Source organism: Ruegeria sp. AI2 (assembly GCF_056541275.1).
Window position 1 is genome coordinate 211857 of sequence record NZ_JBQFYB010000002.1, and the last position, 25205, is coordinate 237061.

26 protein-coding genes and 1 tRNA gene are annotated in these 25205 nt (G+C 59.8%); 19 read left to right on the forward strand and 8 right to left on the reverse strand.

Annotated features, from left to right (window positions below):
• Nucleotides 1–33: 33 nt before the first annotated feature.
• Nucleotides 34–504, forward strand: coding sequence for a hypothetical protein (locus ACR0LL_RS08525; protein WP_480585697.1), 471 nt, complete (start codon nucleotides 34–36; stop codon nucleotides 502–504).
• Nucleotides 505–638: 134 nt separating this feature from the next.
• Nucleotides 639–1106: an REP-associated tyrosine transposase gene (locus ACR0LL_RS08530; RefSeq protein WP_480585700.1), complete on the forward strand. Its 468-nt coding sequence runs from the start codon at nucleotides 639–641 to the stop codon at nucleotides 1104–1106.
• A gap of 944 nt (nucleotides 1107–2050) precedes the next feature.
• Here ACR0LL_RS08530 and ettA read toward each other — a convergent pair.
• Entirely contained in the window at nucleotides 2051–3718 is a 1668-nt protein-coding gene (ettA, locus tag ACR0LL_RS08535) for an energy-dependent translational throttle protein EttA (protein WP_480585702.1), read from the reverse strand.
• Between the two features lie 137 nt (nucleotides 3719–3855).
• Between ettA and ACR0LL_RS08540 the strand changes: the two genes are divergently transcribed.
• From ACR0LL_RS08540 to dacB, 3 genes are all read left to right on the forward strand, one after another.
• Nucleotides 3856–4326 carry an MOSC domain-containing protein gene (locus ACR0LL_RS08540; RefSeq protein WP_480585705.1) on the forward strand — a complete coding sequence of 157 codons (471 nt, stop codon included), beginning with the start codon at nucleotides 3856–3858 and terminating at the stop codon, nucleotides 4324–4326.
• Nucleotides 4327–4358: 32 nt separating this feature from the next.
• On the forward strand, nucleotides 4359–4979 hold the full coding sequence (locus tag ACR0LL_RS08545; RefSeq protein WP_209507910.1) for a nicotinate-nucleotide adenylyltransferase: 621 nt from the start codon (nucleotides 4359–4361) through the stop codon (nucleotides 4977–4979).
• Between the two features lie 66 nt (nucleotides 4980–5045).
• Nucleotides 5046–6524 (forward strand): D-alanyl-D-alanine carboxypeptidase/D-alanyl-D-alanine endopeptidase, encoded by a 1479-nt coding sequence (gene dacB / locus ACR0LL_RS08550; RefSeq protein WP_480585706.1) that lies wholly within the window; start codon nucleotides 5046–5048, stop codon nucleotides 6522–6524.
• Between the two features lie 26 nt (nucleotides 6525–6550).
• Here dacB and ACR0LL_RS08555 read toward each other — a convergent pair whose 3' ends face one another.
• From ACR0LL_RS08555 to ACR0LL_RS08565, 3 genes are all read right to left on the reverse strand, one after another.
• A complete protein-coding gene (locus tag ACR0LL_RS08555; protein ID WP_209507905.1) occupies nucleotides 6551–6973 on the reverse strand; it encodes a tellurite resistance TerB family protein in 423 nt (140 codons plus the stop codon).
• A 102-nt stretch (nucleotides 6974–7075) separates the two neighbouring features.
• Nucleotides 7076–7450, reverse strand: a complete 375-nt coding sequence (locus ACR0LL_RS08560) for an EamA family transporter (RefSeq protein ID WP_480585708.1) — start codon at nucleotides 7448–7450, stop codon at nucleotides 7076–7078.
• Entirely contained in the window at nucleotides 7447–8184 is a 738-nt protein-coding gene (locus ACR0LL_RS08565) for a class I SAM-dependent methyltransferase (protein ID WP_480585710.1), read from the reverse strand. The genes ACR0LL_RS08560 and ACR0LL_RS08565 overlap by 4 nt, the downstream gene beginning before the upstream one ends.
• Before the next feature lie 387 nt (nucleotides 8185–8571).
• Here ACR0LL_RS08565 and ACR0LL_RS08570 point away from each other — a divergent pair, with 387 nt between their 5' ends.
• From ACR0LL_RS08570 to ACR0LL_RS08595, 6 genes are all read left to right on the forward strand, one after another.
• Nucleotides 8572–10146, forward strand: a complete 1575-nt coding sequence (locus ACR0LL_RS08570) for a lysine--tRNA ligase (protein ID WP_480486734.1) — start codon at nucleotides 8572–8574, stop codon at nucleotides 10144–10146.
• 48 nt (nucleotides 10147–10194) lie between these two features.
• A complete protein-coding gene (locus tag ACR0LL_RS08575; RefSeq protein WP_480475250.1) occupies nucleotides 10195–10596 on the forward strand; it encodes a DUF4864 domain-containing protein in 402 nt (133 codons plus the stop codon).
• 138 nt (nucleotides 10597–10734) lie between these two features.
• Entirely contained in the window at nucleotides 10735–13023 is a 2289-nt protein-coding gene (locus ACR0LL_RS08580; RefSeq protein WP_480585712.1) for a glycosyl hydrolase family 28-related protein, read from the forward strand.
• 141 nt (nucleotides 13024–13164) lie between these two features.
• Nucleotides 13165–13491: an antibiotic biosynthesis monooxygenase family protein gene (locus ACR0LL_RS08585; protein ID WP_209507893.1), complete on the forward strand. Its 327-nt coding sequence runs from the start codon at nucleotides 13165–13167 to the stop codon at nucleotides 13489–13491.
• Nucleotides 13492–13555: 64 nt separating this feature from the next.
• A complete protein-coding gene (locus ACR0LL_RS08590; protein ID WP_480585714.1) occupies nucleotides 13556–13963 on the forward strand; it encodes a universal stress protein in 408 nt (135 codons plus the stop codon).
• A 101-nt stretch (nucleotides 13964–14064) separates the two neighbouring features.
• Nucleotides 14065–14523, forward strand: coding sequence for an excalibur calcium-binding domain-containing protein (locus ACR0LL_RS08595; protein WP_480585716.1), 459 nt, complete (start codon nucleotides 14065–14067; stop codon nucleotides 14521–14523).
• Nucleotides 14524–14543: 20 nt separating this feature from the next.
• Here the strand turns inward: ACR0LL_RS08595 and ACR0LL_RS08600 are convergent, their stop codons facing one another.
• Both ACR0LL_RS08600 and ACR0LL_RS08605 read right to left on the reverse strand, forming a co-directional pair.
• Nucleotides 14544–15251: an ORF6N domain-containing protein gene (locus ACR0LL_RS08600; protein WP_480585718.1), complete on the reverse strand. Its 708-nt coding sequence runs from the start codon at nucleotides 15249–15251 to the stop codon at nucleotides 14544–14546.
• A 110-nt stretch (nucleotides 15252–15361) separates the two neighbouring features.
• Complete coding sequence (locus ACR0LL_RS08605; RefSeq protein ID WP_480585721.1) at nucleotides 15362–16189, reverse strand: formate/nitrite transporter family protein; 828 nt, start codon at nucleotides 16187–16189, stop codon at nucleotides 15362–15364.
• Nucleotides 16190–16409: 220 nt separating this feature from the next.
• Between ACR0LL_RS08605 and ACR0LL_RS08610 the strand changes: the two genes are divergently transcribed.
• A complete protein-coding gene (locus ACR0LL_RS08610; RefSeq protein WP_209507883.1) occupies nucleotides 16410–16700 on the forward strand; it encodes an antibiotic biosynthesis monooxygenase family protein in 291 nt (96 codons plus the stop codon).
• 107 nt (nucleotides 16701–16807) lie between these two features.
• Here the strand turns inward: ACR0LL_RS08610 and ACR0LL_RS08615 are convergent, their stop codons facing one another.
• Both ACR0LL_RS08615 and uvrB read right to left on the reverse strand, forming a co-directional pair.
• Nucleotides 16808–17410 carry a restriction endonuclease gene (locus ACR0LL_RS08615; protein WP_480585724.1) on the reverse strand — a complete coding sequence of 201 codons (603 nt, stop codon included), beginning with the start codon at nucleotides 17408–17410 and terminating at the stop codon, nucleotides 16808–16810.
• A 2-nt stretch (nucleotides 17411–17412) separates the two neighbouring features.
• Entirely contained in the window at nucleotides 17413–19599 is a 2187-nt protein-coding gene (uvrB, locus tag ACR0LL_RS08620) for an excinuclease ABC subunit UvrB (RefSeq protein ID WP_480585727.1), read from the reverse strand.
• Nucleotides 19600–19869: 270 nt separating this feature from the next.
• Between uvrB and ACR0LL_RS08625 the strand changes: the two genes are divergently transcribed.
• From ACR0LL_RS08625 to ACR0LL_RS08655, 7 genes are all read left to right on the forward strand, one after another.
• Nucleotides 19870–20181 (forward strand): ETC complex I subunit, encoded by a 312-nt coding sequence (locus ACR0LL_RS08625; protein WP_209507877.1) that lies wholly within the window; start codon nucleotides 19870–19872, stop codon nucleotides 20179–20181.
• Nucleotides 20182–20658 carry a GNAT family N-acetyltransferase gene (locus ACR0LL_RS08630; protein WP_267366437.1) on the forward strand — a complete coding sequence of 159 codons (477 nt, stop codon included), beginning with the start codon at nucleotides 20182–20184 and terminating at the stop codon, nucleotides 20656–20658. It abuts the gene before it with no gap.
• 21 nt (nucleotides 20659–20679) lie between these two features.
• Nucleotides 20680–20756, forward strand: a tRNA-Arg gene (locus ACR0LL_RS08635).
• A 388-nt stretch (nucleotides 20757–21144) separates the two neighbouring features.
• Nucleotides 21145–22158 carry an inositol 2-dehydrogenase gene (gene iolG, locus ACR0LL_RS08640; RefSeq protein ID WP_480585730.1) on the forward strand — a complete coding sequence of 338 codons (1014 nt, stop codon included), beginning with the start codon at nucleotides 21145–21147 and terminating at the stop codon, nucleotides 22156–22158.
• Between the two features lie 124 nt (nucleotides 22159–22282).
• Nucleotides 22283–23203, forward strand: a complete 921-nt coding sequence (locus tag ACR0LL_RS08645; RefSeq protein ID WP_480486750.1) for a sugar ABC transporter substrate-binding protein — start codon at nucleotides 22283–22285, stop codon at nucleotides 23201–23203.
• Nucleotides 23204–23271: 68 nt separating this feature from the next.
• Nucleotides 23272–24378 carry an ABC transporter permease gene (locus ACR0LL_RS08650; RefSeq protein ID WP_480585733.1) on the forward strand — a complete coding sequence of 369 codons (1107 nt, stop codon included), beginning with the start codon at nucleotides 23272–23274 and terminating at the stop codon, nucleotides 24376–24378.
• A gap of 1 nt (nucleotide 24379) precedes the next feature.
• Nucleotides 24380–25201 (forward strand): ATP-binding cassette domain-containing protein, encoded by an 822-nt coding sequence (locus ACR0LL_RS08655; protein ID WP_480475274.1) that lies wholly within the window; start codon nucleotides 24380–24382, stop codon nucleotides 25199–25201.
• Nucleotides 25202–25205: the final 4 nt, after the last annotated feature.

Here is a 25205-nt window from a genome sequence, read left to right on the forward strand (position 1 = left end):
ATAAATCACTATGTTTGAAAAATTTGCGATCTGGTGCTATACTTTCAGGCAACCGTGGGGGCGGATATGAAAGTTGTCTGTACGATAACCTTGTTGTGCTGGGCCGGAGCCGCGCAGGCCCTGACTGTTCCGTTTGGGACAGAGGGTTCGATGCCGGGCGCGCGTGAGGGCGGGTTCAAATTCGACAACATGTTCGAAGTTGAACACGAGTTGAAGACACCTGTCTTCGCGAAGGAGAAGCCGCGCCGTAAGGAAAGACGTCGTCGTCTTGTCGAGCTAGGAGGACCCAAGCGTTTGCCCGAGATTCTGGCTGAACGGACGGAGGTCGTGGAGGACTCCGGGCCCGAGTTCTGCGAGCTGTGGTGCAATGAGCCAGGGCCCGAAGAAACGCCGGTGGACGTGAACGTCTCGGCCGTGCCGCTTCCTGCCAGTTGGCTGCTGCTGGTTGGGGCGCTGACAGGGCTGTTCGGTGTCGGACGGCTGCGCGGCAACCGGTTCGGATAAGCGCTGCACCTGCAATCATCCTTGAATGCTGTGATATGGGACACCGAAGGTTGGCGGACCACCCGACCTGCGGCAGTGGCCTGAAAAGGCGTGTGTTAACCACTTGGTAGTCATACCTGCGCCACCTTGCGCGCATGAGTGATTATCGCCGCGTCCGCATTCCCGGAGCCAGATATTTCTTTACGGTGTCGTTGGCCGACCGGTCATCGGACCTGTTGACCCGCGAGGTCGCACATCTGCGCGCGGCTTTTGCCGAAGCGCAGCGGGAGCGCCCGTTTTGGTGTGATGCGTTTGTGATGTTGCCGGATCATCTGCACGCGGTGTGGACCTTGCCGCCGGGCGATGCGGATTATTCCACACGGTGGGGTGCGATCAAGGCGCGGTTCACCATGGGCGTGAACAAGGCAAACCGTAGGCCGGGCTTCAGCCCGGCACCCGAACTCACGCATCTACCTGTTGTGACCTCTGGCAGATATGCCGGGTTGAAGCCCGGCCTACGGGCCAACAAACGTGAAGGGGCGGTTTGGCAGCGTCGGTTTTGGGAGCATACCATTCGGGACGAACGGGATTATCGTAATCATATGGCGTATTGTTGGGGGTGAGTGCCGATCCACCGCAGGTGGCGAAACGTCCGGTGGACGTTTCGAGGTACGAACGGGCGGAGCCCCGGTCAAACATGGGTTGGTGGCGCATCCAACCGATTGGCCGTATTCGTCGATCCATCGTGATATCCGCGCAGGTCGGGTTGATCCGGAATGGAGCGGCGGTGTGACGGACGGCGCATTCGGAGAGCCGTGATACAAAGAACACCCCCGTAGGCCGGGCTTCAGCCCGGCATCCACCATTCCCCTCAAGGCGATTGAAGGGTTTTGAGGCCATTCATCGGCGGATGCTGGTAAAGGTGTGGGTGTGTTGAGGGGTGCCGGGCTGAAGCCCGGCCTACCAGTTGGCGTGAAGGGAGCGAGTGCTCATCTTACGTTTGCTATGGAATAAGAAAGGGCGGTCTAGAGACCGCCCAACGTCACACGAAAAATCCGAGTATCGTTAGCAAGAGTGCAATAGTGCCAATAACATCGGCATAAGACACTCGCCCTTTCAATTTGAATGAAAACCGCATTGGAATTTACCTCAGCGATGCTCATCCGGATGAGCGTTAAACTTCGCTCAGTGTTTATATACCGCCCCAATTTTTAGCGGTTTGGTATGCTCCTATGATCACTTGGAGCTACCTTTCGACGGCCACCCGCTCAGATTATTCGTGGCACCGCCACGAGTCCTGTCGGACCGACTTAGCTTACTTCCCGCTAGGGTTTCAACACAGCGCCGCTAAGCGCTTGCAGCTTCTGGGCAGACGCTGACGTTGTCCACTCCGTGGGTCTTCAGGTCCGCCACGCGGTGTTTTGAGCACCTCCGCTACCAACGCTAAATGTAGTAGCTGTGCAGCGGATTTACAATAGATGTTTACGCTTGCGCTCAATTCAACGGAGCGCGAACGCGCCCGCTATGCGGACGCTGCCTCGCGCCCGTTCGAAAATCGCTTTGCGATTTATCGAACGAACTTCTTATGCTTCAACCGCTTGGGCTCCAGCGCGTCCGGTCCAAGCCTCCGCTTCTTATCCTCTTCGTAATCCTCGAAGTTGCCCTCGAACCATTCCACGTGTGCGTCGCCTTCGAAGGCCAGAATATGCGTGCAAATCCGGTCGAGGAAGAAGCGGTCGTGTGAGATAACGACGGCGCAGCCGGCGAAATCGACCAGCGCGTCTTCCAGTGCGCGCAGGGTTTCGACGTCGAGGTCGTTCGTGGGTTCGTCGAGCAGCAGGACGTTGCCGCCCTCTTTCAACAGGCGGGCCATGTGGACGCGGTTGCGCTCACCGCCTGACAGCAGCGAGACCTTTTTCTGCTGGTCGCCGCCCTTGAAGTTGAAGGACGAGCAATAGGCGCGGGAATTGACCTGCGCGTCGCCCAGTTGGATAATCTCGGCGCCGCCGGTGATCGCCTCCCACACGGTGTCGTTGTCTTTCAGGTCGTCGCGGGACTGATCGACATAAGACAGCTCGACCGTGTCGCCCAGCGTGATGGTGCCGCTGTCGGGCTGTTCCTGACCGGTGAGCATCTTGAACAGCGTCGATTTACCCGCGCCGTTGGGGCCGATGACGCCGACAATGCCGCCGGGGGGCAGGGCGAAGTCCAGCCCTTCGATCAATTGCTTGTCGCCCATGTGTTTCGACAGGCCTTCGACCTCGATCACCTTGCCACCAAGGCGCTGGCCGTTGGGGATGACGATCTGGGCGCGGGTCAGCTTTTCACGTTCGGACTGTTCGGCCAGCTCGTTATAGGCGTTGATCCGGGCCTTGGATTTGGCCTGACGGGCCTTCTGGCCCTGACGCATCCATTCCAGCTCGCGCTGCAGGGTTTTCTGCTTGGACTTGTCCTCGCGGGCTTCCTGCTCCAGCCGTTTGGCCTTTTGTTCCAGCCATGCGGAATAGTTGCCTTCGTACGGAATGCCGCGGCCGCGGTCGAGTTCGAGGATCCAGCCGGTGATATCATCCAGGAAGTAACGGTCGTGGGTGACGATCAGGATGGTACCCTTGTAGTCGATCAGGTGCTGTTGCAGCCATGCGATGGTTTCGGCGTCCAGGTGGTTGGTCGGTTCGTCCAGGAGCAGCATGTCGGGCGCTTCGAGCAGCAGCTTGCAGAGCGCCACGCGGCGTTTCTCACCGCCTGAAAGGTTGGCGATGTTGGCATCGTCCGGCGGGCAGCGCAGCGCCTCCATGCTGACGTCGATCTGGCTGTCGAGGTCCCAGAGGTTTTCCGCGTCGATCGCGTCCTGCAGGGTGGTCATTTCCTCCATCAGCTCGTCCGAGTAATTCTCGGCGATCTCCATGGCAATCTCGTTGAAGCGGTCGACCTTGGCCTTTTTCGCGGCCACTCCCAGCATCACGTTTTCGCGGACGGTGAGCGATTCATCCAGCTGCGGTTCCTGCGGCAGGTAACCGACCTTGGCACCTTGGGCGGCCCATGCCTCACCTGTGAAATCGGTGTCGAGGCCGGCCATGATCTTCATCAGCGTCGATTTACCGGCGCCGTTGACGCCGACAACACCGATTTTCACGCCGGGCAGAAAGCTGAGGTGGATGTTTTCAAAGCACTTCTTGCCACCGGGATAGGTCTTGGAGACACCCTGCATGTGGTAGACATATTGATAGGCGGCCATGTCGCGTCCTCTGGGTCGGGAAATTGGGTTGAAACGCTGGATATCCGAGCGGGGCGGGCGGGGCAAGCTGGTGGTTTTGTGAATTTCGTCCCGTATCTGCATGGGCTAGGTTTGCCGGGCTGTATGAGGGGCATGAAGTGGTGGCACTAGCGGAACTGATATCAGGCTGGGCGCAGCCAGGACGTGTCGAATGGATAGGCGTCCGGCCCGAGCGGCGGGTTGGGGTGGAGGTTGTGAGGGAGGCGGTGGTCTCCCCCAATGGCCTCGACGGCGACCGGGGCCGTGCGGGCAAGCGGGCGGTTTCTCTGATCCAGCGGGAGCATTTGGGGGCGATTGGGTCCTATTTGGGGCGGGGGCCGGTTGCGCCCGAAATCCTGCGGCGCAATCTGGTGGTTTCGGGGATCAACCTTGCCGCGCTCAAGGGGCGCGAGGTGCAGGTGGGCGAGGCCGTTTTGCGCTTTACCGTGATCTGTGCGCCGTGCAGCCGGATGGAAGAGGCGCTGGGCAAGGGCGGCTATTCTGCCGTGCGGGGGCATGGGGGATGGTGTGCCGAAGTTGTCAGGCCGGGGCGGGTTGCGCTGGGCGACGCCGTGCAACCGATTGATTGACAACGCGGCCCGGTTCTGAACATCAGCAGGTTATGGAGCGGTACGACATCCCTTACGCGCGGCCAGGGCAGGTCGTTGGGCTGTTCGGCGGGTCATTCGATCCGCCGCATCGGGGCCATGTGCATGTAACGCGTGAGGCGATGAAGGCCTTTGGTCTGGATCGGGTGTGGTGGCTGGTGTCACCCGGCAATCCGTTGAAAGAGCGGGGGCCTGCGCCGATCGCGCGGCGGATGGCGGCGGCGCGTCAGGTGATGCAGCATCCGAAGGTGGATGTGACGGATATCGAGGCGCTGGTCGGCACGCGGGCGACGGCGGACACTCTGACAGCGCTCAGGCGGCTTTACCCGCAGGTGCGGTTTGTCTGGCTGATGGGCGCGGATAATCTGGCGCAGTTTCATCGCTGGAAAGACTGGCGGCTGATCATGGACACTGTGCCGGTGGGCGTGGTGGCGCGGCCGGGCGAGCGGATCTCGGCCCGGATGTCGCCTGCGGCGCGGGTCTATGCGAAGTACCGGATCGACGGGCAGGCGCGGCATCTTCTGGGGCAGGCACAGGCCCCGGCGTGGTGTTTCGTGAACGTGCCGATGATCGATGTCAGTTCGACCGAACTCCGGACGCGCGGCGAATGGGGCGCAGAAGTGTTGCCGGAATAGCCCCAACGGGCGCATAATCTAACACAGTGGTTGTGTGCTTTTGATCTGTGGGATTTTAATTCGGCTATGGCTGGTCGTTTTTCACGTCGTTTGTTTCTGGGGGGATTGGGGGCGTCCCTGATCCCGGCAGCGGGCCTTGCGCAGGCGCCGCTTGTATCGCTGAGGCCGCAGGCGCGTGGGGTCATATTAAGCGGTGCCGAGCGATTGGTGGCCGCAGCGGGCCTGAAAGGCGAAGTTGTGTTTGCGGTTGCGGATGTGGCGACCGGGGCGCAACTGGAAGTGTTTGGCGAGGGCGCAAGTCTGCCCCCGGCCAGCGTTGGAAAGGCAATGACCGCGCTTTATGCGCTGGATGTTCTGGGGCCGGAACACCGGTTTGAGACTCGCCTGGTGGCGGATGGCCGGATCGAGAAGGGCGTTCTGCACGGCGATTTGATTCTGGTTGGGGGCGGCGACCCGCTGCTGGATACGGATGCGCTGGCCGCGATGGCGGCCAATTTGCGCGAGGCCGGGATTATCGAAGTGCGCGGCGCGTTCAGGGTTTACGACGGGGCGTTGCCTTATGTGTTCAGCATCGATCCCGGGCAGCCGGATCATGTGGGCTATAGCCCGGCTGTCAGCGGCATTTCCTTGAACTTCAACCGCGTCCATTTCGAATGGAAACGCGCAGGGAGTGGCTATGACATAACCATGGATGCCCGCAGCGCGCGTTATGTGCCTGCGGTGGATGTCTCGGCCATGCGGGTCGAGGATCGCAGCCTGCCGATCTATACCTATCAGGCAAGCGCGCGGCAGGATCGCTGGACCGTGGCCAAGGGCGCGCTGGGCAATGGGGGGGCCCGCTGGTTGCCGGTGCGCAAGCCCGCTTTATACGCGGGTGATGTGTTTCGCACCTTGGCGCGGTCGAACGGGATCGTTTTGAAGCGTGTTCAGGTGACACGCCAGAGCGTGCGGGGTGTTGATCTTGTGGTGCATCGCAGCGACAGTTTGGACCATGTCCTGCGCGGGATGCTGAAATACTCGACCAACCTGACGGCCGAGATGGTCGGGCTGGCCGCGACCAGGGCGCGCGGTGTTGACCCGCACACCTTGGCGGAATCAGCAGCCGAGATGAACCGGTGGGCCGCCAGTCGTTTCGGCGTGACCGGAATCGCCATGGTCGATCATTCGGGACTGAGCGATGCCTCGCGCATGGTACCGGCGGATTTGGTTGCGGCCCTTGTTGCTACACAGAAATCGGGGATGTTGCGACCCCTGATGAAACCTTTTGCACTGACCGACCGGAACGGGCGGCCCGTCAAGAACCACCCAATCAAGGTTGATGCCAAGACAGGGACATTGAACTTTGTATCCGGGTTGGGTGGGTTCCTGACAACTGCGGACGGGGTCGATCTGGCATTCGCGATATTCACCGCCGACGTGGATCATCGCGCCACGATCCCACGCGCCCAGCGTGAGCGCCCGGATGGCGCACGCAGCTGGAACAGCAGATCACGGAAATTGCAGCGCGCCTTGCTGGAGCGCTGGGGATCACTTTACGGAAGCTGAAACCTGAAACCGGCCTGGAGCGGGCGTCAGACGGTGTGGCGCGCCCGGGCCCCGCGCTCGATCGCGGCCGCGTGCAGGCGGTCGATGTTCAGTTCGTACCGGATTTCTTCCAGCAGGCGCAGTTCGGATTCGGCCAGCGTTCCGTCAGCGGCGGCGACGTCACAGGCCAGAGCATAGGCCGTTTCGTTCAGGCGTTCGGGCAGGTTGTCCCGGATCAGGCCGAACAGCGCATCCAGCCCGTCTTCCTGTTCGAACAGGTCAAACACGACCTGCGACACGTGGCGCATCCGGTCGATGTCGTACCCGGCGAAAACCGGCAACATGTTCACGGCGACCTCGATCTTGACCAGCTCGGCGGTTCGGATGGTTTCGTCGGAGGCCGAGATCGCAACCATGATCGCCACAAGGCAATCCTGTGGGGACATCGGGTGGGGAACTTGCTCGGTCATTCGGGGCATCCTGCTTGGGGTTCGTCAATGGCGCAGGATAGAAGGGGGGCGGGGCAGGTTCAACATCTTGTTTTATCCGCATTGTGCGGCAGGTTGAACCGGTCAGGTGTTCATAATCGCCATACCGCTGAGCAAAAGGCCCGCCCCGATCCAATAGCGCAGCCCCAGCGTTTCCCCGAAGAACAGCCACGAGGCGAGGGGAACCAGTATGAAGCTCAGGGCCATAAACGGATAGGCCTGCGACAGCGGTACATGCCTGAGGACGTAAATCCAGAGTATCGTTGCTGTGCCGTAAATCGCCAGAGCGACGAGCAAGAAAGGATCGAGCAGGGTATGCAACACCCCCATCGCCCCGGTCGCGGTGCGGCCGTCGATCCGCCCGCCGGCAAGTTTGAACAGCACCTGTCCGACCGAAATCATGACAGGTGTGAGAAGCAGCCCGGTCCAGATCAGCGCTGTGGGTGCAGTTGCGCTCATGCAGCCTGATCCTTGAGGGGCTTTTCGGTGGGTTCTTCGGCCGGGCGATCCTCGCAGTAATAGATGTCACGCCCGATATCCTCGCAGGTGTGAAACCTGGGGCTGGGATGCACGGCGCGCAGAAAGCTGTGGGTGTAGGGAAAGAAATTGAAATGCGGGTTGAAGCTGTAGCGATATTCCCGTTCGCGCGGGACCACGATGATGACCCGCTGGCGCGCGACCCGGCGCAATTCAGCGATGGCACGGCGGTAATCCAGCAGATGTTCGATCACATGGGTGCAGATGACCGTGTCGAAACTGTTGTCCTCAAAAGGCAGGTCTTCGATCCGGGCGGCAACATATCTGATGTTTTCGATGGCTTCAGCGTCATCGACAACGAAATCGACGCCGGTCATGGCCGTGATGCCCGGGCGCAGGGAGCGGATGCGTTGCAGCAGGGCCCCGGTGCCGCAGCCGACGTCGCAGATGCTGTCGCCAACAATGTCGCTGGCGATCCGGTCGATGCAAGCGTCGGAATTGTCGGTTCCGTCATGCACGCGCGGGTGTTCCCGGTAGAGCGTTTCGTATTCTTCGTCCGTTAGAAAAGGCGCGCGTTCGCGGAACGCCGCCAGCCGGGTAATGTGTTCCCCCCAGACACGGCGCGCAAGCCAGTGAAAGGCGGCGCTGTCGCGCAGGATCGGCGGGACGATATCCTCGAGCACAAAGCGGATCAGGTTGGTGGTTTCGCGTCGCATCTCGTTTCCTTTGGACCGGGGAGGTTTCCCGGTGTCTGTCTATCGTAGCACCGCTGTGCAAACACGCGAAATATCCGGGTCAGGTCAAAGCCTGTCGCCCGTGTCTTTTATGTTTCGCGCGCCAAATCCACCCCATGAGTGTGGCTGGAGTAAGGCCTGCGGATGGAAAAACCGGTGCGGGATGGCGGCGCAGGGGGCGTGGATCAGAGGCTGAGGGCGGGCAGAACAGTCAATTGGCGGCAAAACCCCGTGACAAGGTGGTTTTCCAGGGTTCCGGGCGGTGAAAACACCGGTGCTTTATTGACTCATGCTGCACTGGCACAATAGGAGGGGCCGGTCGGGTTGCGTGGTGCAGCCGCGACCGTTTCCCCAATGGAGCACATTGAAATGTCTGAACTGCGCGAAACCGCGATGTCGTCCAAGGCCTGGCCCTTTGAAGAGGCGCGCCGGTTGCTCAAACGCTATCAGAAAGGTGCTCCGGAAAAGGGGTATGTGTTGTTTGAAACCGGATACGGCCCGTCGGGCCTGCCGCATATCGGCACGTTCGGCGAGGTGGCGCGGACCACGATGGTCAAGCGTGCCTTTGAGGCGCTGTCGGACATCCCGACCAAGCTGATCTGTTTTTCGGACGATCTGGACGGGATGCGCAAGGTTCCCAGTAACGTGCCGAACCCTGAGGCGTTGGAAGAGCATTTGCAGCGCCCGCTGACCTCGGTTCCTGATCCGTTTGGCGAGTATGACAGCTTTGGCGAGCACAACAACGCGATGCTGCGCCGGTTCCTTGATACCTTTGGGTTCGAATACGAGTTCTATTCGGCGCGCGACTTTTATCGCTCGGGCCAGTTCGACGAGATTCTGAAGCGTGCGGTTGAACGCTATGACGACGTGATGGCCATCATGTTGAAAAGCCTGCGGGAAGAACGCCAGCAGACCTATTCGATCTTCCTGCCGATCCACCCGGAAACCGGGCGGGTTCTGTATGTGCCGATGAAAAAAGTCTGCGCCGAGACCTACACCGTCACCTTCGATGATGAAGACGGTAAGGAATGGACCGTTCCCGTCACCGGCGGCAACGTGAAGCTGCAATGGAAGCCGGATTTCGGGGCACGCTGGGCGGCACTGGGCGTTGATTTCGAGATGTACGGCAAGGAACACGCGACCAACGAAAAGATCTATGACGGGATCTGCCGGGCCTTGGGTGGCCGCGCGCCCGAGCATTTCAGCTATGAGCTGTTTCTGGACGAGAACGGACAGAAGATTTCGAAATCGTCGGGCAATGGTGTCTCGATTGACGAATGGCTGACCTATGCACCGACCGAGTCGCTGGCTTATTTCATGTACCAAAAGCCCAAGACGGCCAAGCGGATGCATTTCGACGTGATCCCGAAAGCCTATGATGAGTATCATCAGCAGCTGCGCGCCTATCCGGGGCAGGACCTGAAGGCGCAGTTGAACAACCCGGTCTGGCATATCCACGGCGGCGACGTGCCGGAATCGACCCTGATCGTTCCCTTTGCGATGCTGCTGAATCTGGCATCGGTTTCCGGTGCCGAAGACAAGGAGGCGCTGTGGGGCTTTATTCGCCGCTATGCGCCCGAGGCAACGGCAGAGAGCCATCCCGACCTGGACAAGGCAGCCGGTTTTGCCGTGCGGTACTTCAACGATTTCGTCAAACCGACGCGCAAGCATCGCGCGCCGACGGATCAGGAGCGCGAGGCGCTGGAAGCGCTGAAAGCGGCGCTTGAGGCCTATGATGGCCCGACCGAGGATGAAGCGTTGCAATCGGTGGTCTATGCCATCGGACGCGAGCGGTTTGATCCGATGAAAGGGTGGTTCTCGGCGCTTTATGAGGTGCTGCTGGGGGCCTCGCAAGGGCCGCGTTTCGGGGGCTTTATCGCGCTTTACGGCGTGCCCGAGACCATCGCGCTGATCGACAAGGCACTGGCCGGAGAGCTGGTCTGATTTGACCTGAACCGGCATGGGGCTATCCTTGGATCAGGAGGTGGCCCCATGCGTCGACTACTGCTTGCATTATCCCTGAGCGCCGGGCTGGCGTCGGGCGCATTTGCGCAGAGTGCCGAGATCGAGGCCAATATCGCGGCACAGATACAGGCCTTCCGGGCGGATGACTTTGCGACCGCCTTCACCTTTGCCAGCCCCAGCATCCAGCGTCTGTTCCGAAACCCCGACAATTTCGGCGCGATGGTGCGCAATGGCTATCCCATGGTCTGGCGTCCTGCCGATGTGCGTTTTCTGGAACTGCGCGAGGTTGACGGCGCGCTGTGGCAGAAGGTGATGATTACGGACGGTAACGGGCGGGTGCATCTTCTGGACTATCAGATGATCCCGCTGACGGAAGGCTGGAAGATCAACGGGGTGCAACTGTTGGGTGCCGCTGACCCTGCGGCCTGAGGCAACACCACCGTCACGGTGAGATGAGCCGTGGTTAATTCCTTTTAGATATCCAGACTGTCGCGTTCGGGGCGGACCTGAACACGGGGTTTGAACGCGTCGCCGGATTTGCGCGACGCGATTGGGAAAGGGTTTTCAATGAACAAGGCAATCACCGACGGCATCGTGTTCATGCCGCCTCAATTCGCGAATGGTCTGACCGTCTGGTCTGCGGGGGACGGAACGCCCGGGTCGCCCACATATGGCGGGTCCGGCACCGGGGTGTTTGTTCCGGCGGATGCGGATTTTGCCGGTTGCCTTGAAATCCTGAAGGTCAACACAACGCAGCAACTGCGTTACATGGGGCAGACGCCGATCCTGCCCGGTTGCTATTTGCAGATCAAAGCCCGGGTCAAGGCGATCAGTGGCCCGTTGCCGTCGGTACGCATTGCAGCCTGGGCCGGTGGCGCGGGCGATGTGCATGTGGCCGGTCTTGTGGAACAGGGGCCTGTCACCCAGCTGTCGGGCTATGGCACGGTTCACGAGATCACCGCGATTGTCGGCACCGGCCAGCGCCCGGGCGTGGACATGCCCTGGGGGCTTGCCGCCCTTTACGGGCATTTCGGCCTGGATATCGAAGGGGCCAACGGCGCGCTGGTGCGTGTCGATGATCTTGAGATCACCGATGTCACCGGGTTCTTTCTGCGCGAGATGATCAGCCTGGTCGATGTGCGCGACTTTGGTGCCGTTGGTGATGGTGTGACGGATGACTCGGTTGCGTTTGAGGCGGCGGATCAGGCCGCCGGTGGCCGCCGGGTCTTTGTTCCGCAAGGCATCTATCACCTTGCGGAAAACACCAGCATCGATGCGGAGATTGAATTCGAAGGCACCGTCACCATGCCGGATGACAAGATGCTGTTGCTGACCAAGGATTTCCATCTGCCCGCATATATTGAGGCGTTCGGAGATGAGGAGCTGGCTTTCAAGAAGGCGTTTCAGGCTCTGCTGAACAATTCGGACCATGACTCGCTGGATCTTGGCGGGCGCAAGATTTCCGTTTCCGCGCCGATCGACATGGCCGCTGCGGTTCCCAACAAGCAAAGCGGCTTTTCCACGCGCCGCGTGATCCGCAACGGGCAGTTCGATGTCAAAAGCGGTACCGCCTGGGACACCGAAACCTTCACCTCTGTCGCTACTTATGACCCGTCGGACAAGACACGCCTGACCAATGTCGCCAATGTGGCCAATATTCCCGTGGGATCGCTGGTTGAGGGCAGTGGTGTCGGGCGTGAGGTTTACGTGCGCTCGAAGAACATAGGTGCCGGTGAGATGACCCTGAGCGCGCCCATCTATGACGCCGCCGGTACCCAGACCTTTACCTTTCAGTCGTTCAAATACCTGCTGGATTTTAGCGGTTTCGATACGTTGCGGAAATTCGGCATGGAACAGATCGAGTTTCAGTGCAACAGCCGGTGCAGCGGCATTCGTCTGGCGGCCTCGGGCAGTACGTTTTCGTTGAAAGATTGCTTTATCAGTCGCCCGAAGGATCGGGGCCTGACCTCGACCGCGACGGGGTGCAAGGGGCTGCTGATCGACAATTGCCAGTTCTTGTCCTCAGAAGAAGCGCTTGACGTGACGGACCGGAATTCCATCGGGCTGAACACCAACTCGAACGATGTGAAGCTGCGTCACAATCGGGCGGTACGGTTCAAGCATTTTGCCGTTCTGGGCGGCGGTACTAATTTGGTTCTGGGCAACCATTTCTTTCAGGGCGACGGCATCCCGCAGGGGGTCCGTACCGCGGGGCTGATCATGATCGGCACCTACAACACTTCGACCATTGCCGAGAACTATGTCGACAACTGCTTTATCGAATGGACCAACGAACGCGATGCGGCACCTACCTATACCAGCGGGTTTTCGTTCAGTTCGATGAGCATCACGGACAATATCTTTTTCTCGAGCGATGCGCCGGCCTGGTTCAGCTATATCATCATCCGCCCCTATGGCGCTGGCCATTACCTGAATGGTGTGACGGTGACCGGGAACAAGTTCCGCGCCACCAGCGGTTCGATCGACCGGGCGGAACGGGTCGATACGTCTTTTGCCGATCTGGACAATAACAGGCATTCGAACGTGACCTACGAGAACAATACCTATCACGGGATTGGCAAGAGATCCTCGAACCCGCTGCGCATCCGCAGCCAGCAGAACTCGGTCGCGAATGTCTGGACTGTTTCGGCAAACGGAGAATTGCCATTTGGCGGCAAGGCGCGCGGTTGCGACGGGGTCACTGCCATCGGGTCGCTGACCGGGGTGTTCAACAACCTTGTCTATTCGGCCCCTCATGTTCTGACGGAACAGGGGGCCAGTGGCGACAGTCTTATTCTGCGTTGGCCGGATCACCTGAAAGGCGAAGTCTCGGTCACGATGCGCATGGAGCGTTGAAACAGCGGCTGGCCGCCCATTCCGGGGTGGCCAGCCGCCTGATAAACGGGCGCAGAAAAGCGCGGATTGGCGCAGCGGCAAGGAAATAGGCGACGTTTCAATCTGATGTGCTAGGCTTGGGGAAAGAAATGGAGAATCCCGATGCCGAAAATCGCCAAAAACGCCAGTGTTCAGACAGTTATCACCACGTTTGAAATGACGCCCGGCACCTGTCAGGACCTTTTGGAGGCGCTGACCGACGCCTATTCCGAGTTCATCTCGAAGCAGCCCGGCTTTGTTTCCGCGGGGCTTCATGTGAATGATGCGCAAACCCGGATCGCCAACTATTCGCAATGGCAACGCCGCGAGGATTTCCTGGCCATGCTACGGACCCCCGAGATGCGAGACCGCAACCGCAAGATCAACGAGCTATGCAAGAGCTTTGAGCCGGTCATGTATGACGTTGCAGAGACATTTGGCTCTACCTGACCTGAATCAAAGCCTGCCGTGCATGTCTGTTTCAAAGTAAGTCTGCAAAACGGAGGCGCATGCTATGTATCACAACATTCTCGTTCCGATCTCTTTCGATGCTGAAAGAGACACGTCCGGGCCGTTGAAACTGGCCCGGGTTCTGGCCACGCCGGACGCGCAGGTCACATTGCTGCATGTGGTTGAGCATATTCCGAATTATGCAATCTCGTACATGCCGGCGGAATATCTGTCTGAGGCCCGAAAGGCGATTCAGTCAGAGCTGGATACGCTGGCGTCGCAATTGCCGAATGCAACGGGCATTGTGGTCGAAGGGCATTCCGGCCGGACCATTCTGGACTGGGCCGAGGCACATCACCCGGACCTGATCATCGTGGCCTCGCACCGGCCGGGGATGCAGGATCTGCTGTTGGGGTCCACTGCGTCCCATATTGTGCGCCACGCCCCTTGTGCGGTGCATGTGGTCCGGTGACGGCCGGACATCACTGGCAGTAAGCAAAATTGTGCCTGTGCGGGCGGTGGTTTCGGGCCGGGCCAGATTTTTGAACCCGGTGGAACTGTGTTGCCTCGGCTTTGCCACATATTGCCCTTATGGGTCGGGGCATGTTGTTCAAGAAACCAACGCAGGAAGCACCTGATCTGAACCCGCGCTCGGCCAAACGGCATCTGCGCGCCGAGGCGGCGCGGCGGCAGGCGCTGTCCCCGCTGCGGATACTGATCATGGTTCTGCTGCTGCCGCTGACGACCGCGCTGATTGCCACGGGCGTCTTTCTGCGCACCTCGGGCTATGAGCGGGACGAGGCGGTGATCCACCTGATCGCGCTGGCGGGATGTGATGCGACACAGGCCATGGGGATCGGGCCATTCCGCGCAGGGCAGCCGGGCTATCATGAGCGCAACGACCCGGATGGTGACGGGGTGGCCTGCGGGTATGCCGAGCTGGAGCTGCCACGCGCGACCACCGTGCAGGCACAGGACCAGCCGAAGCCGCGCGAACGGTCGGTGGGAAGCGCCAAGTTCGTGCGCCCCTGAATTCTCGGGGCGGGAAAGGGCTAACCTTTCATCGCCTGTAGCAGTTCCAGCAACCCTTTGCGGTCGTCGTCACTGGCATAATCGCCGGTGGCCAGCCGTTCGGCGATACGCAGGCGCAGGCGCTCCTGTTGGGTGCGGACCTCTTCCCCGGCGGTTTCGGCCAGCGCCTTCATGATCACCGCCACGGCCTGTTGGCGCTTGGTGGTGGGGTTTGCGATGTAATCGACAAGGCTCTGCTGGCCGGAATCGAGGATGTTTTCGGCCAGATCGCGCAGTTGGTCGCCATTGGGCAGCAGCGGGGCGGGGGCCTGTTCGGGGGGCAGGATTTCCGGCAGGTTGCGTGGAGTTTCGGCCAGGGCGTTCGCGCCATCGACAAAGGCTTCGGTGATCATCCGCGTGATCTTGATCGCGCGCGGATCCTTGAACAGAGCCGAGGCGATGGCCACGCCGTAATCGGTATAGACCCACGGATTGACCCGCCGCCCGCCGCGGCCTTTGGGTTTTGAGATCACATTCTGTGATTGCAAATCGGCAACCTCGGCATCGGTCAACTGAAAGCGGTAGCCCTCGAACAGGTCGGTGTTGCGCGACACGGCCTGATTGAAGGCACTGACGGATTTTCCGTAGAACTGCGCCAGATCTTCGGCCAGCACCACACGGGTGCCGCGCACCCTGTGAATGGCGTTTTGCACCTCATGCGCGCTGGGCAGGTTTTTCGGGTTCGTCATGGCAGCCGTTTGGAATCACAATTTGTGATTTCAAACGTGGAGGAGGGTGGGGCGGGGTGCAAGGGTGGAGTGTGGGGATCTCCCTGCCCAAAACCTGACAAACCGCGTGCTCAGCCGGGCGTATTGCGCAGATAGGCAAAGCGATAGGCAAGCGCGACGCCGCCTGCGCCGCCGACAATATTGCCGATCGTGACCCAGAACAGGTTGCCCATGGCCGCGCCCAAACCGAAATCGGCGCCGGCAAGCGCGCCCTGCGGCAGCAGGTACATGTTGGCGACCGAATGTTCGAGCCCCAACAGGACAAACGCCGCAATGGGCCAGAGTACTGCCATGATCTTGCCCGCCACCGATCTGGCCGCAAAGCTCAGCCAGACGGCAAGGCAGACCAACGCGTTGCACAGAACGCCGCGCGCAAAGGCTTGGGTGGCCGAGAGGTCGGCCTTGCCATTTGCGATTGCTGATGCGGTGGCCCCCATGGGCCCGTCCAGCAAGCCGGTTGCAGCGAAGGCCAAAGCCAGCGCGATGGCCCCGACCAAATTCCCAAGGTACACGAGGCCCCAGTTGCGCAGCAGGGCGCGCGGCGAGATTTTCCGATCCACCGCCGCGATGGTCATCAGGGCGTTTCCGGTGAACAGCTCGGCCCCGCCGACGACCACAAGGATCAGGCCCAGCGAGAACACGACGCCACCCAGAAACCGGGCCGGTCCAAACCCCGGGTCAACGCCGGTCATGACCATAGTATAGGCGGCCCCGCCGAAGCCGATGAACACGCCCGCGAGTATCGCCAGAGTCAGTGTCTGGCCGACCGTGAGATGTGCCTTGGCAACGCCAGCGGTTTCAACCAGCTCGGCGATCTGGGCGGGTTTGTAGGCGTCTATGCCGGTTGGGTTCTGTGTTTGCATGGGACCCACTTTGCCGACGCATTCGCGTTTCGACATTGATTGGGATCAAGCATCCATCGGTGCAAAAACAACCGCACTGGGGGTGAGACTGCAACCCTGAAGGGACAGCCGCCCGGATGCAGTGCGGTGTATGGTTGAAAATCGGCGCAAATCGCCGGTATCAATGCGAGATTTCGGGCCGTCGTGCTAGGGTACGCGCGGCGGGGCCGTTCCGGCCGTGTTACATGGCAATTTTGCCAGACGACGGAGGAAAGTGATGTTTGCACGAATTACCCAATACAAAATGAAGCCCGGTACGCGCGAGGCGGCGACGGCGAAGATGAATGAATTGAAATCCGACATCATGGGTATGCCCGGCATGCACAGCTTTACCAACGTGATGAACGAGGATGGTTCAGGCTATGTGATCTCGGTGGTCGAAAGCGAGGCGACCTCGAACGCAAACGCGCCCAAAGTGGCCGAGCTGTGGGGCCATTTCGCCGAATTCATGGAAGGCCCGCCGACGCCGGTTGGGTACGACGTGATTGCCCATTGGGATAAGGGGTAACGGTTCGGGCGGGGGTTCCCGCCCGTTTTTATTCTGAGGGAGAGGTGGTTTCATCGGTTATTGAATGGTTGTAGGGGAGATGGGTGCGAGCACCCATCCTACACACGCTACGATTTCTTCTGGATTTCTTTCATCCATTCAATCAAGTCTAACCCATTTCTAAGTTCGAGCTTATTCCCAAGGAATTCTTTCCATTCGTTTCGCACCCGAGGCGCAAAATCAGACGTTGTAGTAACCACAGCCTTGGAAGCATCTTTTTCCCTAAAGAGTGTTCCCATCATCGCTCTGACATCGTTTGCAGATACAAGTTTCCCCTTGCTAAACGCTTTGCACTGATCAAGAACCCTAACTGTCAAGAGACCGCGTTTTTCGGCGACAATGTCGCGCCCAAGGTCCCCGCTAGGTGGCGTTAATACGACTTTGTCAAAACCTGCTTTTTCGTAGGCTCCAGCAATGAACTCTTCGAAAACGCGATGGTTTTGTGAGAACTCGTAGAGCAACTCCGGGTTTTTTCTAAGTTGATCGAAAATAGACTGCCAAGGGTTGATCAGAGCTTTTACAATGCGTCCATCATCAACATTTGCTACAACGTCTAAGAGTTCCATTGGCAGAACAAGTTCATGGGATAGTCCTTCCAATGTCTCTCTTGTCACCGCAGGTGCGGAGTTATTGGTAAGTCCCAAACCCAACCCTAAAGACATTCCTGGCATTTTTACCGCTTCCTTCTCTTCACATTCCCACCCCTTTGCCCCGGCCTGCCAGCCGTTGACCGCCCTCGCGATTTCACCGCGTCCTCTGAGGCTTTCTCGACCGCCCATTGGCGGGCCATGGGGTCGTCGGCGATGGCCAGATCGACCGCTTCCAGGCGTTTGATCTCATCGCGGATGTTGGCGGCCTCTTCGAATTCCAGATTCTCGGCGGCTTTGCGCATCTGGTCGCGCAACCCGTTCAGGTGCGCCTCGAGGTTGGCGCCGTGCATCGGTTTGTCGATGGTGGCGGTGACGCGGTTCATGTCCACGTCGCCCTCATACAGCCCGGCCAGAACATCCTCGACATTCTTTTTAACGGTCGCGGGCGTGATACCGTGTTCCTCGTTATAGGCCATCTGCTTGGCGCGGCGGCGGTCGGTTTCGGCCAGTGCACGTTCCATCGAACCGGTGATCTTGTCGGCATACATGATCACCCGGCCATCGGCGTTGCGCGCGGCGCGGCCGATGGTCTGGACCAGCGAGGTCTCGGACCGTAGAAAGCCTTCCTTGTCGGCGTCCAGAATGGCGACCAGCCCGCATTCGGGAATGTCGAGCCCTTCACGCAGCAGGTTGATGCCGACCAGCACGTCGAACGCGCCCAGACGCAGGTCGCGCAGAATCTCGATCCGTTCCAGCGTGTCGATATCGGAATGCATGTAGCGGACTTTGATGCCCTGTTCGTGCAGGTATTCTGTCAGATCCTCGGCCATGCGTTTGGTCAGCGTCGTGACCAATGTGCGATAGCCATCGGCGGCGACCTTGCGCACCTCGTCCAGCAGGTCGTCGACCTGCATCGACACGGGGCGGATTTCGACCTGCGGGTCCAGCAGGCCGGTGGGGCGGATCACCTGTTCGGTGAAGACGCCGCCGGTCTGGTCCAGCTCCCACGCGGCGGGGGTGGCCGAGACGAAGACGGATTGCGGGCGCATGGCATCCCATTCCTCGAACTTCAAAGGCCGGTTGTCCATGCAGGACGGCAGGCGGAACCCGTGTTCGGCCAGCGTGAACTTGCGCCGATAGTCGCCCCGGTACATGCCGCCGATCTGCGGCACGCTGACATGGGATTCGTCGGCAAAGACAATGGCGTTGTCGGGGATGAATTCGAACAGGGTCGGGGGCGGCTCGCCCGGCGCGCGGCCGGTCAGATAGCGCGAATAGTTCTCGATCCCGTTGCAGACGCCGGTGGCCTCGAGCATTTCCAGATCGAAATTGGTGCGCTGTTCCAGCCGCTGCGCTTCCAGCAGTTTGCCTTCGCCGACCAACTGATCGAGGCGCATCCGCAGTTCTTTTTTGATCCCGATGATCGCCTGCTGCATCGTCGGTTTCGGCGTCACGTAGTGGGAGTTCGCGTAGACCCGGATATGGTCCATCGTGTCGGTTTTTTCGCCGGTCAGCGGGTCGAATTCAGTGACCTGTTCCAGTTCCTCGCCGAAGAAGGACAATTTCCAGGCGCGGTCTTCAAGGTGGGCGGGCCAGATTTCCAAACTGTCGCCCCGCACCCGGAACGAGCCGCGCTGAAACCCCTGATCGTTGCGGCGGTATTGCTGGGCCACCAGATCGGCCATCACCTGCCGCTGATCGTATTCGTGACCGGCCTTCAGATCCTGCGTCATCGCCCCGTAGGTTTCGACCGAGCCGATACCGTAGATGCAGCTGACCGAGGCGACGATGATCACGTCATCGCGTTCCAGCAACGCCCGCGTGGCCGAGTGGCGCATCCGGTCGATCTGTTCGTTGATCTGGGATTCTTTTTCTATGTAGGTGTCAGAGCGCGGCACATAGGCCTCGGGCTGGTAATAGTCGTAATAGGACACGAAATATTCCACCGAGTTTTCGGGGAAGAAGCCTTTGAATTCACCGTATAGCTGCGCCGCCAGCGTTTTGTTGGGGGCCAGGATGATGGCGGGGCGCTGGGTTTCCTCGATCACCTTGGCCATGGTGAAGGTCTTGCCCGTTCCGGTCGCGCCCAGCAGCACCTGATCGCGTTCCCCGTCCAGCACGCCGCCCGCCAGTTCCTTGATCGCCGTGGGCTGATCACCCGCCGGGTTGAATTCGGTATGCATCACGAATTGCTTTCCGCCTTCCAGTTTCAGGCGCGCGCGCACGTCTTCGGCGGTCAGTTGGGTCTTGTCGGAATGGGCGTATGGCATAGGCAGGCTCCGGGCATCAGGCCCTTACATTTGTTCTTATTTTGTCCAACTGCAAGGGCCGATCCGGAATCATTGCCCGTAACGCCGTCTGAGGCTGTGCGACGGGTGAGTCGTTGTATTGTTCTTGCGTTTGTTTGGCGCGACCTTATCCCAGCCTGATGACAGTTTCTGGCATGAGTTCGAGGGCGAGGGCCGCGACAATTGCAATCTTGCCCCCGGGCGCGCTCTGACGCATAAACGGGCTCAGCCAAGTGAGTACGGAGAGGCGACATGCGCGCACGGATTTACCAGCCCGCAAGAAATGCGATGACCTCGGGGATGGCCAAGACCCGCAAATGGGTTCTGGAATACGCCCCGGCCTCGGCGCGCGAGGTTGATCCGCTGATGGGCTGGACGTCGTCCAGCGACACGCAGGCTCAGGTGCGCCTGAAGTTCGACACGCGGGAAGAGGCGCTGGATTATGCCAAGGCCCACGGTATCGATGCGCAGGTCAGCGAGCCGCACAAGCGCAAACCCAATCTGCGCGCGCGGGGCTATGGCGAGAATTTCGCAACCGACCGGCGCGGCCCCTGGACGCACTGAATGATCGAAATCCGAGAGGCTGACCCGACATCGGACGTATTGCGCCCGATTGTCGATGCGCATTTTGCCCATGGTGAAACTGCGGGACCTGCGGAAAGCAACCACACGATGGACGCTGAAGCCTTGGCCGGGCCGGGGGTGCGGTTCTGGGCCATTTTTGACGGACAGCAGCCATTGGGATGCGGTGCGCTGAAAGCGCTGCCCGATGGAACCGCCGAAGTAAAATCAGTGCATATTCTGGCGCAGGCAAGAGGGCGCGGGCTGGCGCGCGTGCTGATGGTGCATCTGGCTGAACAGGCTGGCGCAGAGGGGTGCGAGGCTTTGGTACTTGAGACCGGGGCGAGCCATCTTCGCGAATATGATGCCGCCCGCAAGCTGTATGAGTCGCTGGGATATTCCTATTGCGGGCCTATCTTTGGGTATGTTGATGATCCCAACAGCGCATTCATGCGCTTGCCTCTTGAACCCCGCGGGTAAAAACCGCAAGAAGGGCGCAGCGGTCCCTTAGCTCAACTGGATAGAGCAGCTGACTTCTAATCAGCAGGTTGAGGGTTCGAGTCCTTCAGGGATCGCCATTTGCAAACCAGTTCAATACCGGACATGCGCCTGCTTTGGTCGGCGCGTCGTGATCTTGTGGCTTTTTGGTGTGGTATGAGGGGCTGGACGAGGGGGTCATGCCAGCCCCTCTAAGGGGGTCACAGAGTGGTAGTATGTGTTCCTTACGTACAATCTAACGTGATTCACCGTGCGGCGATATTGGGGGATTCCCGTAGGTTGGTATTTGCGCGGAAATATGCGTGTCAGGCAGTGCAATCCTGTTGAGATCAGACCGGTTTTTTGCGCGGTATTCGTGTTGAGGTTGCGGGAACTGCTGGCGAATCCGGGGGCGATGCAAAAAACATATTGCAACCGGTTGCAAAGAAAATCATTGTTACGCACAACAACAAGATTCGGGAGAGCTGCATGTTGAGGGTCGGATTGCTGGGTGCCGGGCGTATTGGGCGCGTTCATGCGCAGGCCATATCTTCCCATCCGGGGAGCAGGCTGTGTGCGATATCCGATGCGCTGCCCGAGGCGGCGAACAGCCTCGCGGATGAATATGGGGCCGAGGCACGCAGTTCAGAAGAAATTATCGCTGATCCCGAGATTGACGCGGTTCTGATAGCAACGCCAACGGATACGCATTCCGACCTGATTGAGGCGGCCACGGGCGCTGGCAAAGCCGTTCTGTGCGAAAAGCCCGTCGATCTGAGCCTTCAGAGGGCACAGGACTGTCTGAGCGCCGTAGCGGGGCGCGGCAAACCTGTCATGATCGGGTTTAACCGGCGGTTCGATCCTAATTTTGCGGCTTTGAAGGCCGGTTTGGACGCGGGTGAAATCGGCGAGGCCGAACTGTTGTCGATCACGTCATTTGACCCGGCGCCGCCACCGGTCAGCTATGTAAAAGTGTCCGGTGGACTGTTTCGGGACATGATGATCCACGATTTTGACATGGCGAACTTTCTGATGGGGGATGTGCCCCAGACCGTCACGGCGGTGGGATCGTCGCTTGTGGATGCAGAGATCGGCGCGGCAGGCGATGTGGACACGGCTGTGGTCACAATGACTTACGCAGACGGCCGGATTGCGGTCATCAAGAACTCGCGCCGGGCGGCCTATGGCTATGACCAGCGGGTCGAATTGCTGGGCTCGGAAGGGTTGTTGCAGGCGCATAACATGCTGGAAAACACCGTCGTGAAATCGACGGCAAATGGCGTTGTGGGCGCGAAGCCGACTTATTTCTTTCTGGAACGCTACATGCCGGCCTACCGCGTGGAATGGGCCGCATTTGTTGATGCTGTCGGCGGCGGTTCCGACGTTCCCGTCACGTTGCAGGATGGTGTGGCGGCGCTGGCGATGGCCGAGGCCGCGACCCTGTCAGCGCAGACGGGAAAGCCCGTCCGGATGGAGGAAATTTTGAAACCGGTTGCAAAATGACCAAAATTCTTCAAACTAACGACAGCTCGGCCCTGAGCCGCAGCCACTGAGATTCGGCACAGCCGGATGATTGGGGCCGGTACCCCAACACAAGATCAGACTGAACCAATGGGAGGAAACTGAAATGAAGAAATTCGTCAAAGGTGCACTTGCCGCGGGGGCATTGGCCCTGGCGACGCCCGCTCTTGCGCAGGACATCGTGGTCGTATCGCATGGCCAGGCCAATGACGCATTCTGGAACGTCGTGAAGAACGGTGTTGAACAGGCTGGCAAGGATGTCGGAGTGAATGTGGAATACCGCGCTCCGGAAACTTTCGACATGGTGGCCATGTCGCAGCTGATCGACGCTGCCGTGAACCAGGAGCCCGATGGCCTGATCGTTTCGATCCCGGATGCGGATGCGCTTGGCCCGTCGATCGAACGCGCCGTTGCCGCAGGCATCCCGGTGATCTCGATCAACTCGGGGTCGGATGTGTCGAAACAGCTGGGTGCGTTGCTGCACGTGGGTCAGGACGAGTTTGACGCCGGGAAAGCTGCGGGCGAACAACTGGCTTCGATGGGGGGCAAAACCGCGATCTGTGTGAACCACGAAGTGGGCAACGTTGCACTGGACCTGCGCTGTGCAGGTTTCGCGGAAGGCTTTGGCGGTAATGTCGAAGTTCTGCCGACCTCGAACGATCCGTCGGAAATCGAGTCGAAAGTCTCGGCTGCTCTGGCCGCTAACGAAGCCGTCGATACGGTTATGGCGCTGGGTGCAAGCTCGGCCGGTGAGCCGACTGTTGCCGCTGTCAAAGCATCGGGCCGTGATGTGAATGTCGCGTCCTTCGACCTGTCGGCCAACTTCCTGCAATCGATTGCGGATGGTGACGCGGCCTTTGCCATCGACCAGCAGCAGTATCTGCAAGGGTATCTGTCGGTGAACTTCATGGGCCTGCACGCCAAATACGGCCTGATGCCCGGTGGTAACGTTCCTTCGGGTCCGAACCTGATTACTCAGGATAAGGCCACGCAGGTGATCGAGCTGTCCGCGCAGGGCATCCGCTGATCCATACCGCAACCTGAACAAAACGGGGCGGCGCGGTGGCGCCGTTCCCATCCAAGTGGGAGGAAACGATGAGTGACTCAGCGCAAATCGCCGGGGACGAAAGGGTCAAGAAAGAACCTTTCATGACCAAGCTCATGAAACGGCCCGAACTCGGTGCGATGGCGGGCGTCGTTCTGGTGGTCATCTTCTTTGCCATCACAGCAGACGATTCGATGTTTACCCTGGCCGGGGTCATGAACTTCATGACACCTGCGGCACAGCTGGGCATTCTGGCAATCGGTGCGGCCCTTCTGATGATCGGCGGCGAGTTTGATTTGTCCATCGGTTCCATGGTGGCGTTTGCGGGCCTGTTTTTCGGCGTCTGTGTGGTGACATGGCAGTTGCCACTGATCATTGCGATCCCCATGACATTCGTATTCGCGGCATTTGTCGGGGCAGTAAACGGAAATATCGTCATAAGATCCGGCCTGCCGTCCTTTATCGTGACGCTGGCTTTCCTGTTTATTCTGCGCGGTCTGTCGTTGGTTGGCCTCAAGGCGGCGACCGGAGGATCGACCCAGTTGCGCGGGGTGCGTGACGTGGTTGAAAACGACTGGCTGGCACCGTTCTTTTCGGGCGAAGCCTTTGGCAGCCTGTTTACCTGGCTGGCGGCCAACGGCATGATTGACACCTTCAAAAGCGGAGCACCCAAGGTACCCGGCGTTCCGGTCGAAATCCTGTGGTTCATCGTGCTGGCATTGGCAGCCACCTACGTGTTGCTGCGGACCCCGGCCGGAAACTGGATTTTCGCGGCGGGCGGTGACAGCACTGCGGCATCGAATTCAGGTGTTCCCGTGAGCAAGATCAAGGTGTCTCTGTTCATGCTGACCGCCTGCTGTGCTGCACTTGTAGCCATCATTACGGTGATCGACGCGGGCTCGACCGACGCGCGGCGCGGTTTCCAGAAAGAATTCGAGGCGATCATCGCCGCCGTGATCGGAGGTTGCCTGCTGACGGGCGGATATGGCTCGGCCATCGGGGCGTTCTTTGGGTCGATCATCTTTGGCATGGTTGTCATCGGACTGACCTATACGGATTTCGATCAGGACTGGTTCCAGGTGTTCCTGGGCGCGATGCTGCTGATTGCCGTTCTGTTCAACAACGCGATCCGCAAACGCGTAACCGGGGAGCGCTGATATGACCGAAGATACCAAGTTCCACCACGGCGATGCGGCGGGCGATCAGGCCCCCATCGTGGAAATGAAGGATATCGAAAAGCACTTTGGCAACATCATCGCATTGGCGGGCGTCAGTTTCGACGTCAAACCGGGTGAATGCCACTGCCTGCTGGGCGATAACGGCGCGGGTAAGTCGACCTTCATCAAGACCATGTCCGGGGTGCATAAACCCACCAAGGGCGAGATCTTTTTCGAGGGCAAGCCGCTGCATTTCGACACCCCTCGGGATGCGATGGAGGCAGGCATCGCGACCGTGTTCCAGGATCTGGCGATGATCCCGCTGATGAGCGTCACGCGCAACTTTTTCATGGGGCGCGAGCCGACCAAGGGTAAGGGTCTGCTGAAGCGGTTCGATGTTGAACACGCAAATGAGGTCTGCATGGAAGAGATGCGCAAGATGGGCATCAACCTGCGCGGCCCGGATCAGGCGGTTGGCACCCTGTCTGGGGGGGAACGGCAGACCGTCGCCATTGCCCGCGCCGTGTATTTCGGTGCCAAGATCCTGATCTTGGACGAACCGACCTCGGCCCTTGGTGTGCGCCAAACCTCGAACGTTCTGGCCACCATCGACAAGGTGCGCAGTCAGGGCGTCGGCGTGGTTTTCATCAGCCACAACGTGCGTCACGCGTTGGCGGTGGGCGACAGGTTCACCGTTTTGAACCGGGGCAAGACGCTGGGCACAGCAACGCGTGGCGAGATCACGCCAGAGCAGTTGCAGGACCTGATGGCGGGCGGTCAGGAAATGGCCGAGCTTGAGGGATCGCTGGGCGGCACGGTTTAGAGTA

What these genes read in the sequence shown, in the direction of transcription:
- ACR0LL_RS08530 (WP_480585700.1), top strand. Translation starts at nt 639, where the DNA reads ATGAGTGATTATCGCCGCGTCCGCATTCCCGGAGCCAGATATTTCTTT.
- ettA (WP_480585702.1), bottom strand. Translation starts at nt 3,718, where the DNA reads ATGGCCGCCTATCAATATGTCTACCACATGCAGGGTGTCTCCAAGACC.
- ACR0LL_RS08545 (WP_209507910.1), top strand. Translation starts at nt 4,359, where the DNA reads ATGGAGCGGTACGACATCCCTTACGCGCGGCCAGGGCAGGTCGTTGGG.
- dacB (WP_480585706.1), top strand. Translation starts at nt 5,046, where the DNA reads ATGGCTGGTCGTTTTTCACGTCGTTTGTTTCTGGGGGGATTGGGGGCG.
- ACR0LL_RS08555 (WP_209507905.1), bottom strand. Translation starts at nt 6,973, where the DNA reads ATGACCGAGCAAGTTCCCCACCCGATGTCCCCACAGGATTGCCTTGTG.
- ACR0LL_RS08560 (WP_480585708.1), bottom strand. Translation starts at nt 7,450, where the DNA reads ATGAGCGCAACTGCACCCACAGCGCTGATCTGGACCGGGCTGCTTCTC.
- ACR0LL_RS08565 (WP_480585710.1), bottom strand. Translation starts at nt 8,184, where the DNA reads ATGCGACGCGAAACCACCAACCTGATCCGCTTTGTGCTCGAGGATATC.
- ACR0LL_RS08570 (WP_480486734.1), top strand. Translation starts at nt 8,572, where the DNA reads ATGTCTGAACTGCGCGAAACCGCGATGTCGTCCAAGGCCTGGCCCTTT.
- ACR0LL_RS08575 (WP_480475250.1), top strand. Translation starts at nt 10,195, where the DNA reads ATGCGTCGACTACTGCTTGCATTATCCCTGAGCGCCGGGCTGGCGTCG.
- ACR0LL_RS08580 (WP_480585712.1), top strand. Translation starts at nt 10,735, where the DNA reads ATGAACAAGGCAATCACCGACGGCATCGTGTTCATGCCGCCTCAATTC.
- ACR0LL_RS08585 (WP_209507893.1), top strand. Translation starts at nt 13,165, where the DNA reads ATGCCGAAAATCGCCAAAAACGCCAGTGTTCAGACAGTTATCACCACG.
- ACR0LL_RS08590 (WP_480585714.1), top strand. Translation starts at nt 13,556, where the DNA reads ATGTATCACAACATTCTCGTTCCGATCTCTTTCGATGCTGAAAGAGAC.
- ACR0LL_RS08600 (WP_480585718.1), bottom strand. Translation starts at nt 15,251, where the DNA reads ATGACGAACCCGAAAAACCTGCCCAGCGCGCATGAGGTGCAAAACGCC.
- ACR0LL_RS08605 (WP_480585721.1), bottom strand. Translation starts at nt 16,189, where the DNA reads ATGTCGAAACGCGAATGCGTCGGCAAAGTGGGTCCCATGCAAACACAG.
- ACR0LL_RS08610 (WP_209507883.1), top strand. Translation starts at nt 16,410, where the DNA reads ATGTTTGCACGAATTACCCAATACAAAATGAAGCCCGGTACGCGCGAG.
- ACR0LL_RS08615 (WP_480585724.1), bottom strand. Translation starts at nt 17,410, where the DNA reads ATGCCAGGAATGTCTTTAGGGTTGGGTTTGGGACTTACCAATAACTCC.
- uvrB (WP_480585727.1), bottom strand. Translation starts at nt 19,599, where the DNA reads ATGCCATACGCCCATTCCGACAAGACCCAACTGACCGCCGAAGACGTG.
- ACR0LL_RS08625 (WP_209507877.1), top strand. Translation starts at nt 19,870, where the DNA reads ATGCGCGCACGGATTTACCAGCCCGCAAGAAATGCGATGACCTCGGGG.
- ACR0LL_RS08630 (WP_267366437.1), top strand. Translation starts at nt 20,182, where the DNA reads ATGATCGAAATCCGAGAGGCTGACCCGACATCGGACGTATTGCGCCCG.
- iolG (WP_480585730.1), top strand. Translation starts at nt 21,145, where the DNA reads ATGTTGAGGGTCGGATTGCTGGGTGCCGGGCGTATTGGGCGCGTTCAT.
- ACR0LL_RS08645 (WP_480486750.1), top strand. Translation starts at nt 22,283, where the DNA reads ATGAAGAAATTCGTCAAAGGTGCACTTGCCGCGGGGGCATTGGCCCTG.
- ACR0LL_RS08650 (WP_480585733.1), top strand. Translation starts at nt 23,272, where the DNA reads ATGAGTGACTCAGCGCAAATCGCCGGGGACGAAAGGGTCAAGAAAGAA.
- ACR0LL_RS08655 (WP_480475274.1), top strand. Translation starts at nt 24,380, where the DNA reads ATGACCGAAGATACCAAGTTCCACCACGGCGATGCGGCGGGCGATCAG.